This is a genomic window from Lysinibacillus sp. JNUCC-52 (genome assembly GCF_015999545.1).
Lineage (GTDB): Bacteria > Bacillota > Bacilli > Bacillales_A > Planococcaceae > Lysinibacillus.
Map to the genome: position 1 here is coordinate 3,095,246 of NZ_CP065546.1, position 16,812 is coordinate 3,112,057.

Sequence of the window (16,812 nt, forward strand, 5' to 3'; positions counted from 1 at the left end):
GGAGTATAAATGAACCAATGGATGGCGCGAGCAGTGGAGCTAGCTCTTCAAAATATAGCACAAGGCGGTCAACCATTTGGCGCTGTTCTAGTAAAGGGTAATGAAATCATTGGTGAAGGTGTCAATGAACTGCACCTACGACCAGATAGTACGGGTCATGCCGAGCTACTTGCTTTAAGACGCGCACAAGAAAAGTTAGGCTCTATCGATTTACGCGGAACGGTGATGTATGCAAGTGGGGCGCCTTGCCCAATGTGCTTTGGTGCGATGGCGATGGCTGGCGTGGATAAAGCTTATTTTGCTAATTCATTAGCTGATGCCATTGCAGTAGGTTTAGGACGCTCAAGCGAAGTCTATGCAGATTTACAGAAAATTGATGAAGAACGCGAGTTTCGAATGATTCATATGCCAGTAGAGGATGAAGATAAAAATCCTATGCATGTTTGGTATAGTAAAGCTTAATTGCATAAAAAGGAGAAAAGAGTATGGCAGTAACTTTAGTGAAGCATGATATTAAATATGCTGAAGCAATGCATGCATTGTCTTCAATGCCTCAGGTTCGGGATGCTCTTGGGTTACCTGCTGGGAAAGTAGAAGATACAATTAACTTTATAAAACGTGAATGTGTTGACGAGGAAGAGGGCAAAAGTGTCCCTCGAGTTGTGCTAAATGAGGAAGGACGACTAATAGGCGTAACAGCATTAATGTTTATAGACCGTGAAAATAAAAACTGTCATATTGGTTCTTGGTTAGGTCACGAGTTTTGGGGTCAAGGCTATAATGAGGAAGCGAAGAAGGCAATTTTAGAAATCGCTTTTTTTGACTTAGGGCTAGAACGAGTTTTCGCTGGTGCTAGAAAGGTCAATATTCGCTCACAAAAGGCACAAGAAAAGTTACCTTTTATCCGTATTAATGTAGAAAAGGAATATCCTCAGGAACATTCATGGTTAGAAATGAAGGAAAAGCAACCTTGTGTATTAAATGTTTTTGAACGCGAGGATTTTGTTCGATATTACACATCTATTGAAAAGGTGCAGGGTGACCGAGAAAGCTATATGCCCTATCTACTACTAGCAGATGAAAGTGAAGTTGCCGTTCGTCAATATATGAATGACGGTGACTTATACGCCATTACATGTGGTGAGAAATTAGCGGGTGTCGCATTGCTTATTGCACAGTCTAATACGACAGTAGAATTAAAAAATATAGCTGTTGTGCCAGCATTTCAAGGTAAAGGTATCGGTAAGGAAGTGTTGAATAAAATTTATGCGGTCTGTGCAGCACAAGATTTTAAAAATATTTTAGTAGGCACAGCAAATTCGAGTATTGATAACATTGCTTTTTATCAAAAATCGGGTTTTCGTATGGAGACTATACAGAAAGATTTTTTCAGTAATTATCCGCAACCAATTTATGAAAATGGTATACGCGCATTGGACATGATTATCTTTTCAAAAGCTTTATAAAAGATATTGTCTATAAAGAAATACCCGATCAACAGTTGTTGAGCGGGTATTTTTATTTGCCGAATAATAAAGCCATTAATTTCTCCTTTGAATGTAAAAAATCATCAAGGGTGTATCGATCAAGGACAGCCATATATGCTTGTAAAGCTTCATATAGAACACCTTTTAATTGACATTCAGGTGCAATTTTACATAAGTTATTTTCTTTGTCGAAGCATTCAACAAGGTGAAAATCTTCTTCTGTATGGCGCACGATTTCACCAATAGTAATTGATTTAGGGTCAATTGCTAAACGAATACCGCCGCCTCTTCCCCGAATTGTTTCGATGTAACCAAGTAGCCCTAATTGGTGTGTCACCTTCATTAAATGGTTTTTTGATATATTATAGGCATCTGAAATTTCTTGAATGGTAGAGAGCTGGCCCTCTTCTTTCGCTCCTAGATATATGAGTGTCCGAAGGGAGTAATCTGTGTATAAAGTTAATCGCATTGGAACACCCTACTTTCTATATAGTTCACTATAATAATTATATCATTTCTACAATAATTTATAGTATTTCATTACTTTTTTAAAAGATGTATTTAAAATACATCAAATATGTCTATTTTGTTAAAGATGTATTTAGAATATTGCTTTAAGGAAATGAAAGCGTTATATTGTAATCACGAAAGGATGGTATGCGATATGTTAAAACAAGAAACAGTACAAATTATTAAAGCAACAGTACCCGTATTAGAAGTTCATGGGGTAGAAATTACGAAGACGTTCTATAAAAATTTGTTTCAAGCTCATCCAGAATTACTAAATATTTTTAACCACACAAACCAAGAAAAAGGTCGTCAACAAACTGCGCTAGCGAATACAGTTTATGCAGCGGCAGTTCATATTGAAAACTTAGAAGCAATTTTACCAGCAGTAATGTTAATAGCTCATAAACACCGTGGTTTAGGCATCTTACCTGAGCATTACCCAATCGTGGGTGAGTTCTTATTAAAAGCAATTAAAGAAGTTTTAGGTGATGCAGCTACAGATGAAATAATTAATGCATGGGCTGAAGCGTATGGCGTCATTGCAGATGTTTTCATTCAAGTAGAAGAGGAGCTATATCAAAAAGCTGAAAATGATGGTGGATGGCGTTTATTTAAACCTTTAAAAGTAGCGAAAAAAGAAGTTGAGAGTGACCTTGTTACTTCAATTTACTTTGTAAACGAAGATGGCTCACCACTTCCAGCGTACGAACCTGGCCAATATATTAGCATCCGTGTGAAAGTACCTGGGGAAGAATATTTATTAAACCGCCAATATACTCTTTCACAAGCTAGTGCAGAGGACGGCTATCGTATTTCAGTAAAACGTGAAAGTGAGCATACTCCGAACGGTAAAGTATCTAACTTTATTCATAATGCATTACAAGTTGGAGATTTAGTAGATGTAAGTGTACCTGCAGGATTATTTGTGCTGCATGAGAGCGCGGCGCCAATTACATTTGTTAGTGGTGGTATTGGCGTAACACCATTAAACAGTATGCTACAATCATTAAAAGATAATGCAGCTAACGAAGTGAATTTTATTCAATGTGCTCGCAATGAAAATGTAGTAGCTTTCAGTGATGACATTAAAGCTAAAGTAAATGCGCTTCCGAATGCATCGTATACTGCCCTTTATTCGGATGAGAACAAGTTACTGACAAAAGATTTATTAGCTGAGCAAGTAACGAACAATACAGATGTTTATATTTGTGGTCCGAGTGGCTTTATGGAGGCAGTCATTAAAAATCTCCATGAACTCGGCGTTAAAGATGAAAAAATTCACTATGAATTCTTTGGTCCAGCAATGCAAATAGCAAACTAATAATTTTATTAACTCTGTTATAAGTCGCATTTTGTGCACTTATCACAGAGTTTTTTTATGGAATGAAGTTAGAAAATAATTATTTAAATCTTTCATGTTGACATTATACCTACAGGGGTATATTATAAAGCACGTAAGCAAGATGAATTACTAAAGTTGAAAGGAGACGTTCACATAATGGCGTACGATGCTAAAACAGCCAATCGTATAAAACGAATGGAAGGCCAATTGCGTGGAATTTTACGCATGATGGAAGAAGGACAAAACTGTAAAGATGTGATTACACAGCTATCTGCCGTGCGTTCTGCAGTTGATCGGACGATAGGGGTTATCGTCAGTGAGAACCTGTTAGATTGTGTAACGACTGCTGATGGAGATTCAGAGAAGATGAATACGGCCATCCAAGAAGCGATGGATTTAGTTGTGAAAAGCAGATGATTTCAATATACCCTTTATAGTATATAGACAGGAGGTCGTATTACGTGGAAACATGGATTTTTATTGCTATTGTTATTGGGTTTTTAGTTTGGCGTATGAAGCCAGCGAAAGGGGTGCAGTCAATATCAACAGCACAATTAAAAAATATGCTAAATGATAAGGACAAAGTATTTATTGATGTGCGAACAGCAGCTGAGTACAAAGGTCGAAACATTCCACAATTTAAAAATATTCCCTTAGGCTCTGGATTCGATAAATTACCGAAGGACAAAGAAGTAGTTGTTATTTGTCAAAGTGGTATGCGTAGTAGTCAGGCGTGCAAGCAACTGAAAAAACTAGGATATGAGCGTGTAACTAATGTCCGTGGTGGCATGAGCGCTTATTAGGAGGAAATAATGGTGAAAGAAATAACAGCAATCGAAGTTCAAGAAGCTTTAGCACAAGGTAAAACATTAAATTTAATCGACGTACGTGAAGTAGACGAAGTGCAAGCGGGACATATCCCAAGTATTATTCACATCCCACTAGGCTTACTTGAGTTTCGTATGCACGAGTTAAATAAAAACGAATCATATATTATGGTGTGCCGCTCAGGTGCCCGCAGTGGTCGTGCTACGCAATTTTTAGCAAGCCAAGGCTTCGATGTGACGAATATGGTTGGTGGCATGCTTGCATGGGAAGGTGAAGTTCAGTAAAGGGTTATAGTAAGGGTTATGTAGTGCCCTACGCTATATTTTTTTATCAAAAATAATACCCTTGTAGGTATAAGGAGGAAGTTATGGCTATTAAAGCAGATTTTCAGCTAGATGCGAAAGGGCTATCTTGTCCAATGCCAATCGTAAAAACGAAAAAGGCGATGATGGAATTAGCAGATGGTCAAATTTTAGAAGTGTCCGCAACGGATAAAGGTTCGAAAGCAGATATAGCTGCTTGGGCTGATTCTGTTGGGCATCAGTATATTGGAACGATAGATGAGGATGCGGTGCTAAAACATTATATACGTAAATGTGCACAAGATGCAGTTAGTGAAAAAACGTTTGCATCGACAATTGAGCTACAGCAAATTCAAGGAAGAGATGGGCTAATTCTTGATGTGCGCGAGGAAGCGGAGTTTGCTTTCGGTCATATTGAAGGTGCTAAATCAATTCCGATGGGTGAGCTTGAAGCGCGCCTTTCTGAACTAAATAAAGAACGAGAAATTTATGTGATTTGTCGTACAGGAGCGCGTAGCGATTTAGCGGCGCAAAAACTTGTGGCAAATGGTTTTACAAAAGTATTTAACGTCCTACCTGGTATGACTTCTTGGACGGGCGAATTATTCAAAACTATTTAAATTGGAGGAATTTATTATGTCAAACAAAGTAGCAATTATTGCAAGTAACGGTGGTCTTTTTGATGCGTATAAGGTGTTTAATATCGCAACAGCAGCGGCGGCTTCTGACAAAGAAGTAGCGATCTTCTTCACATTTGAAGGGTTAAATTTAATTCATAAGCAAGGGATGCAAGCTTTGCCAATGCCTGCTGGAACAGAGCATTTTGCTGAAGGATTTGCTAAAGCGAATGTACCTGCAATTCCGCAATTAGTAGAAATGGCGCAAGAATTAGGTGTGAAATTTATAGCATGTCAAATGACGATGGATGTTATGGGCTTAACGATTGAGGATTTCGTAGATGGTATTGAAGTTGGAGGAGCAGTAACATTTTTAGAATTTGCTAAAGATGCAGCACCATCATTAACGTTTTAAGTTGTTTAAGATGAGCGCGGATTATGCACAAAACTCATCATAGCTGACGCAAGTTAAAGTCCGAAGATTGATTGGAAAAGTAGTTATTCAAGCGGGCTCAGAAAAAATATGATTTGACAAAATGAAGCGAAAAGCGGAGAGGTATATCCTTTCCGCTAAAAAAATAATAACAATAATACCATAGGGGGTAAAAAAGTGTCAGTATTCAAATGGAGCGCTGCTGATGTAGCGAAAAAAGTAATCGACAATGATGATTTATTTATTTTGGATGTGCGTAATGCAGATGCTTTTGCAGATTGGAAAATTGAAGGGCATAAATTTGAGTACCTTAATATTCCGTATTTTGAGCTATTAGATGGAGTGGAAGAAATTTTATCTAAAATTCCTACAAGCAAAGATATATTAGTTGTTTGTGCAAAGGAAGGTTCATCGATGATGGTAGCAGAGATGCTTTCAGATGCTGGACGTTCAGTTGCGTTTTTAGAGGGTGGTATGAAGACGTGGAGCGAATATTTAGAACCAATTAAAGTGGGTGACTTAACAGGTGGGGGCGAGTTATACCAGTTCGTCCGTTTAGGTAAAGGCTGCCTATCGTATATGGTTATTTCAGAAGGTGAAGCAGCGATTATTGATGCTGTACGTTTCACGGATGTATTTACGAACTTTGCAAAAGAGAAAAATGTACACATTAAACATGTCTTTGATACGCACTTGCACGCTGATCATATTTCAGGTGGTCGTCATATTGCAGCCGCTACAGGCGCTGCTTATTACTTACCGCCGAAGGATGCGGAAGAGGTCGTCTTTGATTATACGCCTTTAGTAGATGGCACTACAGTGCAAATTGGTGCATCAAAAATTGATGTAGGAGCACTTTATTCACCAGGTCATACTATTGGCTCAACGTCGTTTGTGGTGGATAGCAAATATTTATTGACTGGTGACATTTTATTTATCGATTCAATTGGTCGCCCTGATTTGGCGGGACTTGCAGAAGATTGGGTTGGTGATTTACGAGAAACGCTGTATAAGCGATACCGCGAATTATCGGATGATTTAGTTGTGCTACCTGCCCATTTTATGATTATTGATGAATTAAATGAAGATGGTACAGTAGCGAAGCGTCTAGGTGAATTATTTGCGCAAAATCACGGACTAAATATTGAAGATGATGAGACATTCCGCAGCATTGTAACTAATAATTTACCACCACAACCAAATGCATATCAGGAAATTCGCCAAGTAAATATGGGGAAAATAACTCCAGCATTAGAGGAACAAACAGAAATGGAAATCGGTCCGAACCGCTGCGCAGTTAGATAGAGTGCAAGATAGAGTGCCAGTCACCCATACAATTTTCACACAATTTAAAAGGAGATTAACATGAACGCAAACTTACAATTAGATGCAAAGGGCTTATCTTGCCCGATGCCTATCGTGAAAACGAAAAAAGCTATTGATACACTTAATTCAGGTGAGGTTTTAGAAGTACAAGTAACGGATAAAGGAGCTTTAGCGGATATTCCTGCATGGGCTAAAGCAGGAGGTCACACGATTTTAAATAAATCGGAAGACGCTGGCGTCATTACATTCTTTATTCAAAAAGCGTAGGGCGAGCAAGGGTGAGTGTTCAAATGAGGACACTCACCTTTCCTCTCATACTACAATTTATGTGGATCTTTGCCTTATGCCTCGTTCTTTATAGAGGACACAGGTGTAAAAGACTTGAAAGAAGGAAAATGAATGACTATCTCGTGGGTAATAACTATATTTATAATTGGCTTTGTAGGTTCTTTTGTATCGGGTATGCTAGGTATCGGCGGAGCCATTATTAAATATCCTATGCTTTTGTATATTCCCTCTTTACTCGGATTTACTGCATTCACTGCCCATGAGGTATCGGGTATTAGTGCGGTAGAAGTATTGTTTGCCTCGATTGCGGGCGTATGGGCATATCGTAAAGGCGGCTATTTAAATAAATCACTCATTATTTATATGGGCGGGGCCATATTAGCTGGCAGCTTTGTTGGTAGCTTTGGTTCGCAATATTTGTCGGAGTCAGGAGTCAACATTGTTTATGGCATATTGGCACTCATTGCGGCGATTATGATGTTTATTCCTAAAAAGCAAATAGATGAGAAGCCATTAAATGAAGTTACATTTAATAAGACGTTAGCAGCTATTCTAGCGTTTATAGTTGGTATTGGTTCTGGCATTGTGGGCGCAGCTGGTGGATTTCTGCTTGTACCAATCATGCTTGTTGTATTAAAAATTCCAACACGTATGACGATTGCTACAAGTTTAGCCATTACGTTCATCTCCTCTGTTGGGGGCACAACAGGAAAGCTAATAACAGGCCAAGTCGATTATTATCCAGCAGCCATAATGATTGTAGCTAGTTTAATAGCTGCACCACTAGGGGCAAAGGCTGGTAAAAGCTTGAATATAAAAGTATTACAAAGTATATTAGCTGTCCTCATTTTAGCTACTGCATTGAAAATTTGGATGGATATTTTATAGGAGGGGGGAAAGGGTACAATGAAAATAGAAGTGTTTTCAGATTTCTCATGTCCATTTTGTTATATCGCAAAAAGGGAATTAGAGCGTGCGATAAAAGAGGCTGGATATACAGGTCAAGTAGACATCGAATTTAAATCTTACCAAATTGATCCGTCCGCATCCAAAGAGGTAGGTCAAAATTATTATGATTATGTCATGGCGCACCAAAAGGTATCATTTGAAGAAGCTCAACAAATGATGGCTGGCATTATAGAACGAGCTAAAGAAGTGGATCTTCCTTATAATTTTGCAGAAATGAAAAAAGTGCATACAGAAAACGCCCATCGACTAGCAAAATGGACGAAACAATTCGGTAAAGAAGCGGTATTTATAGAAGCGTTAATGGCTGCTCATTTGTTAGAAGGTAAAGATTTAAATGATAAGGCAGTATTATTAGCGGTTATAAAAAAATTAAACTTGAATGTTGCTACAGCTAAAGAGGTGTTGGCTAATCCACAAGCTTTTATGGAAGAGTTGGATAAAGACCGCTATGATGCCCAACAGATTGGCGTGCAAAGCGTACCGTTCTTTGTCTTTGAAAATCGTTACGGCATTAAAGGTGCTGAGCCAAATGAAGTATTTGTGCGTACATTGCATCAAGCGGCAGAAATTGCAGGCATTAAACCAACTTTAAATTAGGTGTCAGGCACCGAAACAATTTTGAATTTTATGAATATTTAACATGTAGTATGCCAAGTGTTTCTTGGCATACTATTTTTGTTTTTTCTACCTAGAACAGTGGATTTTGATATAAAGTCAGCGCTGTTTTAGCAGAAACTATAGGGTACTTCAAGAGGTATTAAGGATTGCTTTTATTGTTATAGAACAAAATATTTTGTATAATAATTCCATTTTTATCGTCTTTATGGTTCTATTACTGTGAAGTGTGAGAAAAGTCACATCGTGCCATATATTATCTTGCTAGAATAAAATTAACATTCAAAGGGGGTATTGGTAATGAAGAAAATTGCTACTGGTATAGCGGGAACAGTCTTATTAGCCGCTACACTTTTTGTTGGGGCAGCAATCAGTGAAAAAATTTTAGGTGATGCGAATGGTGAGACACAAGAAGCGGGAGTGCAGACACAAATTCCAACAACGGCAGCTTCTCAAAAGGTAGTCTACGCACCACCGAGTATCGAAGAAGTACCCGATGGACCGATGAAAGAAGCTATCTTATTTGGTTATGAGCTTGTAAATAATACGCACGTTGCTGCGGATGAATATGTAGGAAATCAGTTATCTTGCACAAGCTGTCATGCTGGTGCTGGCTATGATGAACAAGCCTCTTCATTAGTTGGCGTTATGGCTAACTATCCACAATATATCGCACGTTCTGGAGGAATTGTGACAATTGAAGAACGCATTAATGGCTGTATGGTACGGAGTATGAACGGTAAAAAGTTTGAAATGAACAGTGACGAGCTTGAAGCGATGGTTGCTTATTTTGCTTACATTTCACAAGGAGTACCGATTGGAGCAGAGCGTGAATGGGCAGGCACAAGTAATATGAAAAATATACCTGTTCCAGATGTAGCGAACGGTGAAGAACTATACGCTCAATCTTGTATAGCTTGTCATGCAGCAGATGGTTCTGGTACTGGCGCTAATACAGGTCCAGCATTATGGGGCGATAATTCCTTTAATGATGGTGCAGGTATGGCACGTATGTCTAAAATGGCTGGCTATATAAAAAATAATATGCCAGTTGGAGCAGGTGGTTCTTTAACTGATCAAGACGCCGCTGACTTAGCTGCCTACATTTTATCGCAGGATCGACCAGAATGGGCTAACCATGATAAAGACTGGCCAAAAGGTGGTCGTCCAAACGATTTAATGGACAAAGAGAAACGAGACCAAGTAAAAAATGGCACGATTGATTGGGAGCAAGTACTTTCTACGAATTAAAAAGTGACAGGCACCAAAACAATTCTGAATATTATCAGTAAAAAATCCACTGAGATTCCTGCGGCTTTCGAAATGCCATCGGGAAGCGAGGTGGATTTTTACGTTTTAGAAGTTCTGATAGGCATCTGTATAGGAGAAATAAGGGAACTGGCGCCAACTTATCTTGCTGTCTTTAGTAGTTTGTAAAAGAAAGTTAGTACATGAATTTGGTATACTAACAGTATTAGCAGTATTAGGAAGAACAATGGGAGGTGGCGCTAGTTGGTTTACATAAAGTTACTTATTCAAATTATATTTGTTGCAGGAATTATTTATTTTGTTAGTGGTCGTTTAATAGGCTCAAATATAAACTTTGTCAGAAGAGTACTATCGGTTGTTATTAGTGTTACGCTTACGTCCTTTGTTTATTGGTACTCCTATTTGCGTCATCGAGATTTTTTATCGGAATCCATGATGCAAACCGTTACCGAAGTAAGCACGCTTATCTGGATAGGTAGTATGTTGCTTATTTCCATGCTACTCTACCTCGTATTCGAACTTTTTGATCCAATAGGGATGAAGGGCGGAGAGCGTCGTAATGGACAAAAAACAATATTGTTGAGACTCCGAAGCTACTGGCGACAGCAGAAGAGACTGCGTCAGGTGCTAAAAATAGCCGTTACAAACGGTATTGTGCAAACAATTAAATATGCAAGACAGCGGGAAAATGAGAAGGAGCTTGCTATTGCGTTGCGCTCTACTTTAGAGCAATGTGGTGGGATATTTATTAAATTTGGTCAAGTACTTTCAACACGTAAAGAATTATTTTCTCCTATTATTATAGATGAGTTAAAGCATTTACAGCAAAGTGTTAAGCCATTACCACACGAGCAAGTTACAAAGATTTTAGAGGATTCCCTACCGATGTCTGTAGATGATGTATTTACAAACTTTCAAATGGAGCCATTGGCAGCAGCTTCTATTGGACAAGTACATAAGGCACGACTGAAAAATTATGAAGAAGTCGTGGTCAAGCTATTGCGTCCAGAAGTAAAAGGAATTATGCGGGATGATCTTGATATTTTAGAGGAATTTGCTAATTGGTTTTCAAACAAGTCTACTTGGGCAGAATCATTAGGCTTCCGAGAGTTAGCAGGTGCATTTGCAGATGGCTTACGAGAAGAAATTCATTTAGATATTGAAGTGCGCAACACTTTACAAGTAACGAATGCTCTTGCCAAAAGTGAATATAAAGTACGTATCCCTAAAATATATACAGAGTTTTGTGATGAAGACATCATTGTAATGGAATATATTCGTGGGAAAAGTGTTGCTGAGGGGTCATCTGAATTTAGACGATTAAATATTGACCATAGACAATTCGCAAGAACAATTTTGTATTCCTTTTTTGAACAAATGTTATTTTCGGGAATATTTCATGCGGATCCGCATCCTGGAAATATTTATATTGATGAGACGGATGGGGGACCCATTCTCCTCGATTTCGGAGCTGTAGGACGGCTAGGAGCTACTCAACAAGAAGGCTTAAAGTTATTTTTATTAGGTATTCAACAAAATGACTCCAGTATTTTATACGATGGCTTAATGCTGCTAGTAGAAAATAAGGAACATGCAGAGCGTAGTAGGGTAGAACAGGCAATGGATCAAATATTACTTAAAATATCTTATGTAGATCGTATTCCAACTGAGGAATTAATCCATTCATTGTTTACGGTCGTACGTGATTTTGGGCTTGCGTTCTATCCTTCTGTTGGTTTAGCGCTTCGATCATTAGTCACTTTAGATGGGACTTTACGTGTCATAGATCCGCAATTTGATATTTTTTCAGAAGCTAAAGATTTTTCTGCTTCCTATAGGAGAGCTGCATTTTTAAGACCATTTAAAGAACCAGTAGCAACAAAAGATCGAGTGCAGGAAGAACTGTCGATGCTGCTTCCTACTTTACGAAAAATGCCAAGACGAATTGATCAGCTAATTCAAAGAGTAGAAAGCGGAAAAATTATTTTACATCATGATATTTTTTCAGATGAACATAACTCACGTTTCATTACCCAGCTATTTGCTCGATTCGTACTATTACTTGTCGGCATTACATTTGGTATTATCTCAGTTGCACTGCTAGCAATATCTCAGTTCATTCATGAGCCGTACGCCGTGTATTTAAATACTGCCGCATATTTAGGGCTGTTCTTATGTGCCATTTTATTAGTACGACTATCTATCCAAGCTTTACGCTCAATGAGGTAAGGGGTATTTCCTTAACTTTAGTGTTAACAAACAGAGGTACTCAGGTTTTGGAGCTTATGGCGGGACGTATGTGGAAACGCACAGAACGTAAGAGTCAACAAACCGCTTGCAATCAAGGGTTGCGCTTACATGTGAGTCCGTGGAAAGCATTGGCGCTTAGCAGAGGTTCACTAGTAGTTTAGTCTATGAAATCATTAGATTCTAAGGTAGGGGATGTTTCCCCTACCCTTTTTATATTACAAAAAGATTACAAATAACAGAGGTGAAATGCACTATTTAGAGAAATTTGACGTAATTTGTAGCGTTATATTAACGTTTTGTAGAAAAAAGTCGTTTTAAAGACAATGTTACAATTATATTTCGAGTTTTACTAAACTATTAAAACGGTCGGAAATAGTATAAAAGTTACGGCAATAGTGCTAAACTTTAAAAGGCTAATCAAAACATAAGAATTTAAATTGATCGTTCATGTATTTACATAGGAAAATAAAGAGCGAAATTGATAGATGAAGGGAAATGAAGACCCATGGGTAAGCGTAATAAATGGCGTAAGTCGATGGTGCTAGCAGTAGCACTTGCAGGCGGCCTATTATTTAATACAGTTCAACCGATTGAAGCGCACGCTGAAGAAACATCTCAGCAAATGATAGATAAAAAAGCAAAAATTGATGCGGAAGTTAAAAAATTAGAAACAGAGTTAGATCAACTTCAACAAGAAATTGATCAAAAAGTAAAAGTATTTAACCAAGTACAAGCAGATATAAAAGAAGTAGATGCAGGTATTGTTGAAACTGAAAAACGTATTGAGCAACGTTCAACTATTTTAAGCGAGCGTATGGCTGCATACCAAGCTCAAGATAACACAGTGGGTGTATACTTAAGCGTTGTTCTAGAAGCAAAAAGCTTTGCAGATTTAATGGACCGTGTCGTAGCGGTAAAAACATTAATGGATGCTGACCAAGAGCTAGTAAATCAACAAGAAGCTGACAAAGCGAAATTAGAAGAACAAAAAGCAACATTAGACGAGAAACAAAAAGAGCTTCAAAAACAATTCCAAGAGCTTCAACAAAAGGAAAGCGAAATGGAAGTGAAAAAAGCTGAAAACCAAGCAAAATCACTTGCATTAAAGGCACAAATTGCAACGAAACAAGAAGAAGAACGTCTTGAAGCAGAGCGTAAAGCAGCTGAAGAAGAAGCAGCTCGTTTACGTGCACTTCAAGCAGCTACACCTGTAGTGCATGTCAACAACAATAACAACAACACTAACACTAGCGGTAAAAATAACGGTGGTAGCAAACCTCAACCAATCATAGTTGGATCTGGTTCAGGTACTGCATCTTCAGGTGATGCTATTTCTACAGCGAAGCAATTCCTAGGTCGTTCATATGTTTGGGGTGGCAGTAATCCTACAACAGGCTTTGACTGCTCAGGTCTTGTACAATGGTCTTACAAGCAAGCTGGCGTATCATTACCTCGTACAGCATCACAACAATATTTATCAACAAAACGAATTTCAGCAAGCGAAGCTCGTGTTGGTGACTTAGTATTCTTCAGCTATGGCTCAGGCGTAGCGCATGTTGGTATTTACCTTGGCAATAACACAATGATTGATGCTCAAAATAAAGGGGTAGTCATTGAGTCACTTGATTGGTGGAACCAATACTTAGTAGGCTTCGGTCGTATTCAATAAGCCTCTATTAATTAGACGATTATAATAGCAAAAAAGTTAAATATATTATTAAATAGCATCCATTATCATCACTAGATAATGGATGCTATTTTTATTTAGAAAAAATAAGAGTAGCTAGCGCCCGCTGTTTGCATTCCCCAGGCAGGTAGCGGAATAATCGAACGCATCTTAAACAATGGCGTTTATTAATTCATAAATTTTAATTGTAGTAAATAGACGATAATGAAAGGCACTCTCTGTTTAAATCGAGAGTGTCTTTTAGACTTTTGAGGCGCAATAAAAACATTTTCATTCTATTAAATTTTAAAATTGAATTTGATAACACCAGTTTCTTTTAAGGTGAAAAAAAGAATGATAATGAATGGCCCTAAGAGTAAGCCAATGACGCCAAACAATTGCAAACCGACAAACATCGCGATTAATGTTGGCAAAGGGGGTAAGCCGATGTGAGCACCCATTACTTTAGGCTCGACAGTGCGGCGAATAATTAATAAGATTGCTGCAAGAACAAAGAGCTTTATGGCAATCGTTGTATTACCGATTAGGAGGTGATAAGTTCCCCAAGGTGCTAAAATAATAATTGAGCCAAGGAAAGGGATAACATCTATAATCCAAATAATAATGGTCATGACTAGTACATATTTCGGTTGAATAAGTAGTAAACCAACAAGAGTCACACCAGCTATAATAAAGCTAACAAGAATTTGAGCTTTCATAAAACCGAAAAATGCATCTTTTAAGCGATTAGTAATAATTTTCAATTTTTCTTCAGTTGATGGCTTTAAATATTTATAAGTTGTCTGTTTTAACTTTGGTAAATCTAGCATAAATAAAAATAGGGCAATCATATAAACGAGAAGACTAATAAAGAGGCTTGGAATTTGTGAAAAGAAGGTCGTAACTTTGGTATAATTAAAGAAGTTTAAAAAAGATTCTTCAACCTTCTCAATGAAGTCGGTTGTCGTTTTTTGAAGTGAAGCACTCACTTCAGTTGGAAAGTCTTCTGTATATTTTGAAATATTCTCTTGCATATGACCCCACATCTCGGATAATTTAGAAATATAGTAAGGTGCTTGCTTTGAAATGGAAATAATTTGCGACATTAGTTGTGTAATAGTAAAGTAACAAATAATAGAAATAAAAATAACGCTTACTATGTATATAAAAGCTACAGCTATTTTTCGAGACATTTTCCATTTTCGTTTAAAGAACATAACAATGGGTTCTAATAAAAAAGCTGTAACACCTGCTAAAATAATTGGCACGGAGACAGGTATGATAAAATATGCGGCTACAAGTAGGCAAATAATCGCTAGCGTTCGTATAATCAACTTTCGAGTTATAAATCTATTCATAAGCTCTCCTTTTTATCATTAAATTTTAAGTACAGTGTAACAAAAAAATTTTAAATTTGAAAACGTTCTGAAAGAATGAAGGTAGGGATAAATCATGGAAAAAGAGATTTTGCAACTTTTTAGTAATTTAGCAGAGCGTGACCGTGAGATTGAATACGAGTCGTATAGAAAATTAATAAAAATCATGCAAGAACCAGTAGATTGGACATATGCAGTGTGGGAACAACTTATTAAAGCCCTTACATATACAGATGGACATGCTCGTGCACGGGCAGCGCAGTTTTTATGTGCATTAGCAGCAAAAAGTGACCCGGAAGAACGTGTTTTAGATGATTTTTTAAAAATTTGGGCAGTCACGTATGATGAAAAAACAGTAACAGCAAGGCATGCCCTGCAAGCAATTTGGCAAATTGGGCTTGCTGGACAAGTTCAAAGAGATTTAATTGTTTCGTATTTAGCAAAAAGGTTCCAAACTTGTATTGACGAAAAGCAACCATCGCGTATTCGATATGATATTATTGTATCCTTTAAGAAGTTGTTTGATGCTACGAACGATCATAATTTACTAGATATTGCAAAGCGATTAATAGATGAAGAGCAGGATATGAAATACAAAAAGAAATATAAAACCGCCATCCGTTAAAATAGCGAGATGGCTATTTTTATGCCCAAGCGTGTTGTTTTGAAGAAAGAAAAGTTATTGATTATAATAAAAATAGGAGGATGGATTCAGTTTTCGATAGGTCTTATATACTGACGTAAGCTATCGTATAAGTGAGAGCCAGAAACTATCCATAAAGAGGAAACAAGTAAATCTGCAACAGTATATAGCATAGTAACAGGATAAATATTGTAAATTAGAAAGGGTCGAGAAAATGGGGATTTATAATTATTTAGTGAAAAAGCCAAACGGTGAAATTTTATCAATGGAGACGTATCGAGGAAAGACAATGTTAATCGTTAATACCGCCAATCAATGTGATTTTACATATCAATTTGAAGATTTGCAAAAAATGTATAATAAATATGGCAAGGGAAATTTCATTGTTTTAGGTTTCCCGTGTAATCAGTTTGGACAGCAGAACCCAGAAGATGGAGTTGAGACAACTCAACTTTGTCAGCTTAACTACGGGGTAACTTTCCCGATTTTTGAACTAGTTCAAGTTAATGGAGAAGAGACACATCCGTTATTCAATTATTTAAAGCACGAAGTAGATTTTCGTGAATTCGGTAAGGCGAATATGCAGGAAAAGATGTTAGCTGAAGCTATTATCCAAATTGCACCTAGCTTTTTAGATGGACGTAACATTCGTTGGAACTTTACAAAATTTTTAGTAGATAATCAAGGAAATACAGTCGAGCGCTTTGAACCAACAGATTCACAATTAGATATTGAGCAAGCTATTGAAAAAATTTTATAGCTAGCCATTTTAATCAGAATTTTTAGGCTGGAATAACAAATAGCTAATCACTATGTAGAAATAGTGCTAAGTTTTGTATATATATTTTCGAATATTCCACAATCTCACAACTATTTTTTCAAATCAATATA

General features: G+C 37.4%; 19 protein-coding genes. 17 read left to right on the forward strand and 2 right to left on the reverse strand.

Features of this window, described 5'->3' with window-relative positions; translation table 11 throughout:
- Positions 1-9: 9 nt before the first annotated feature.
- Positions 10-462 carry a nucleoside deaminase gene (locus tag JNUCC52_RS15355; protein ID WP_337980273.1) on the forward strand — a complete coding sequence of 151 codons (453 nt, stop codon included), beginning with the start codon at positions 10-12 and terminating at the stop codon, positions 460-462.
- 23 nt (positions 463-485) lie between these two features.
- The gene (locus JNUCC52_RS15360; protein WP_337980274.1) at positions 486-1,466 is read left to right on the forward strand and encodes a GNAT family N-acetyltransferase; all 981 of its coding nucleotides are present in this window, start codon (positions 486-488) and stop codon (positions 1,464-1,466) included.
- 52 nt (positions 1,467-1,518) lie between these two features.
- Here JNUCC52_RS15360 and JNUCC52_RS15365 read toward each other — a convergent pair whose 3' ends face one another.
- Positions 1,519-1,956, reverse strand: a complete 438-nt coding sequence (locus JNUCC52_RS15365) for an Rrf2 family transcriptional regulator (RefSeq protein ID WP_139860024.1) — start codon at positions 1,954-1,956, stop codon at positions 1,519-1,521.
- A 195-nt stretch (positions 1,957-2,151) separates the two neighbouring features.
- Here JNUCC52_RS15365 and hmpA point away from each other — a divergent pair, with 195 nt between their 5' ends.
- The 13 genes from hmpA (at position 2,152) to JNUCC52_RS15430 (ending at position 13,905) form a co-directional block, all read left to right on the forward strand.
- Positions 2,152-3,318 (forward strand): NO-inducible flavohemoprotein, encoded by a 1,167-nt coding sequence (gene hmpA / locus JNUCC52_RS15370; RefSeq protein WP_337980275.1) that lies wholly within the window; start codon positions 2,152-2,154, stop codon positions 3,316-3,318.
- Positions 3,319-3,495: 177 nt separating this feature from the next.
- The gene (locus JNUCC52_RS15375; protein WP_173479334.1) at positions 3,496-3,756 is read left to right on the forward strand and encodes a metal-sensitive transcriptional regulator; all 261 of its coding nucleotides are present in this window, start codon (positions 3,496-3,498) and stop codon (positions 3,754-3,756) included.
- Positions 3,757-3,800: 44 nt separating this feature from the next.
- A complete protein-coding gene (locus tag JNUCC52_RS15380; RefSeq protein ID WP_173479335.1) occupies positions 3,801-4,142 on the forward strand; it encodes a rhodanese-like domain-containing protein in 342 nt (113 codons plus the stop codon).
- A 12-nt stretch (positions 4,143-4,154) separates the two neighbouring features.
- Positions 4,155-4,451: a rhodanese-like domain-containing protein gene (locus JNUCC52_RS15385; protein WP_173479336.1), complete on the forward strand. Its 297-nt coding sequence runs from the start codon at positions 4,155-4,157 to the stop codon at positions 4,449-4,451.
- Between the two features lie 83 nt (positions 4,452-4,534).
- Positions 4,535-5,089 (forward strand): sulfurtransferase TusA family protein, encoded by a 555-nt coding sequence (locus JNUCC52_RS15390; protein WP_337980276.1) that lies wholly within the window; start codon positions 4,535-4,537, stop codon positions 5,087-5,089.
- 16 nt (positions 5,090-5,105) lie between these two features.
- On the forward strand, positions 5,106-5,501 hold the full coding sequence (locus JNUCC52_RS15395) for a DsrE/DsrF/DrsH-like family protein (protein WP_173479338.1): 396 nt from the start codon (positions 5,106-5,108) through the stop codon (positions 5,499-5,501).
- Positions 5,502-5,696: 195 nt separating this feature from the next.
- Positions 5,697-6,824 carry an MBL fold metallo-hydrolase gene (locus JNUCC52_RS15400; protein ID WP_139859397.1) on the forward strand — a complete coding sequence of 376 codons (1,128 nt, stop codon included), beginning with the start codon at positions 5,697-5,699 and terminating at the stop codon, positions 6,822-6,824.
- 60 nt (positions 6,825-6,884) lie between these two features.
- Entirely contained in the window at positions 6,885-7,112 is a 228-nt protein-coding gene (locus JNUCC52_RS15405; protein WP_139859396.1) for a sulfurtransferase TusA family protein, read from the forward strand.
- A gap of 132 nt (positions 7,113-7,244) precedes the next feature.
- Positions 7,245-8,021 (forward strand): sulfite exporter TauE/SafE family protein, encoded by a 777-nt coding sequence (locus tag JNUCC52_RS15410; RefSeq protein ID WP_139859394.1) that lies wholly within the window; start codon positions 7,245-7,247, stop codon positions 8,019-8,021.
- A gap of 18 nt (positions 8,022-8,039) precedes the next feature.
- Positions 8,040-8,699, forward strand: a complete 660-nt coding sequence (locus JNUCC52_RS15415; RefSeq protein WP_337980277.1) for a DsbA family oxidoreductase — start codon at positions 8,040-8,042, stop codon at positions 8,697-8,699.
- Between the two features lie 318 nt (positions 8,700-9,017).
- Positions 9,018-9,968, forward strand: coding sequence for a c-type cytochrome (locus JNUCC52_RS15420; protein WP_139859391.1), 951 nt, complete (start codon positions 9,018-9,020; stop codon positions 9,966-9,968).
- 261 nt (positions 9,969-10,229) lie between these two features.
- Positions 10,230-12,215, forward strand: a complete 1,986-nt coding sequence (locus JNUCC52_RS15425; protein ID WP_337980278.1) for an ABC1 kinase family protein — start codon at positions 10,230-10,232, stop codon at positions 12,213-12,215.
- Positions 12,216-12,741: 526 nt separating this feature from the next.
- A complete protein-coding gene (locus JNUCC52_RS15430; protein WP_139859387.1) occupies positions 12,742-13,905 on the forward strand; it encodes a C40 family peptidase in 1,164 nt (387 codons plus the stop codon).
- 296 nt (positions 13,906-14,201) lie between these two features.
- Here JNUCC52_RS15430 and ytvI read toward each other — a convergent pair whose 3' ends face one another.
- Entirely contained in the window at positions 14,202-15,260 is a 1,059-nt protein-coding gene (gene ytvI / locus JNUCC52_RS15435) for a sporulation integral membrane protein YtvI (RefSeq protein WP_337980279.1), read from the reverse strand.
- Between the two features lie 94 nt (positions 15,261-15,354).
- Here ytvI and JNUCC52_RS15440 point away from each other — a divergent pair, with 94 nt between their 5' ends.
- Positions 15,355-15,903, forward strand: a complete 549-nt coding sequence (locus JNUCC52_RS15440; protein ID WP_337980280.1) for a hypothetical protein — start codon at positions 15,355-15,357, stop codon at positions 15,901-15,903.
- A gap of 232 nt (positions 15,904-16,135) precedes the next feature.
- Entirely contained in the window at positions 16,136-16,681 is a 546-nt protein-coding gene (locus JNUCC52_RS15445; RefSeq protein WP_173479341.1) for a glutathione peroxidase, read from the forward strand.
- Positions 16,682-16,812 lie beyond the last annotated feature (131 nt).

Coding starts and splice junctions, on each gene's coding strand:
- JNUCC52_RS15355 (WP_337980273.1), top strand. CDS start 10: ATGAACCAATGGATGGCGCGAGCAGTGGAGCTAGCTCTTCAAAATATA.
- JNUCC52_RS15360 (WP_337980274.1), top strand. CDS start 486: ATGGCAGTAACTTTAGTGAAGCATGATATTAAATATGCTGAAGCAATG.
- JNUCC52_RS15365 (WP_139860024.1), bottom strand. CDS start 1,956: ATGCGATTAACTTTATACACAGATTACTCCCTTCGGACACTCATATAT.
- hmpA (WP_337980275.1), top strand. CDS start 2,152: ATGTTAAAACAAGAAACAGTACAAATTATTAAAGCAACAGTACCCGTA.
- JNUCC52_RS15375 (WP_173479334.1), top strand. CDS start 3,496: ATGGCGTACGATGCTAAAACAGCCAATCGTATAAAACGAATGGAAGGC.
- JNUCC52_RS15390 (WP_337980276.1), top strand. CDS start 4,535: ATGGCTATTAAAGCAGATTTTCAGCTAGATGCGAAAGGGCTATCTTGT.
- JNUCC52_RS15395 (WP_173479338.1), top strand. CDS start 5,106: ATGTCAAACAAAGTAGCAATTATTGCAAGTAACGGTGGTCTTTTTGAT.
- JNUCC52_RS15405 (WP_139859396.1), top strand. CDS start 6,885: ATGAACGCAAACTTACAATTAGATGCAAAGGGCTTATCTTGCCCGATG.
- JNUCC52_RS15410 (WP_139859394.1), top strand. CDS start 7,245: ATGACTATCTCGTGGGTAATAACTATATTTATAATTGGCTTTGTAGGT.
- JNUCC52_RS15415 (WP_337980277.1), top strand. CDS start 8,040: ATGAAAATAGAAGTGTTTTCAGATTTCTCATGTCCATTTTGTTATATC.
- JNUCC52_RS15420 (WP_139859391.1), top strand. CDS start 9,018: ATGAAGAAAATTGCTACTGGTATAGCGGGAACAGTCTTATTAGCCGCT.
- JNUCC52_RS15430 (WP_139859387.1), top strand. CDS start 12,742: ATGGGTAAGCGTAATAAATGGCGTAAGTCGATGGTGCTAGCAGTAGCA.
- ytvI (WP_337980279.1), bottom strand. CDS start 15,260: ATGAATAGATTTATAACTCGAAAGTTGATTATACGAACGCTAGCGATT.
- JNUCC52_RS15440 (WP_337980280.1), top strand. CDS start 15,355: ATGGAAAAAGAGATTTTGCAACTTTTTAGTAATTTAGCAGAGCGTGAC.
- JNUCC52_RS15445 (WP_173479341.1), top strand. CDS start 16,136: ATGGGGATTTATAATTATTTAGTGAAAAAGCCAAACGGTGAAATTTTA.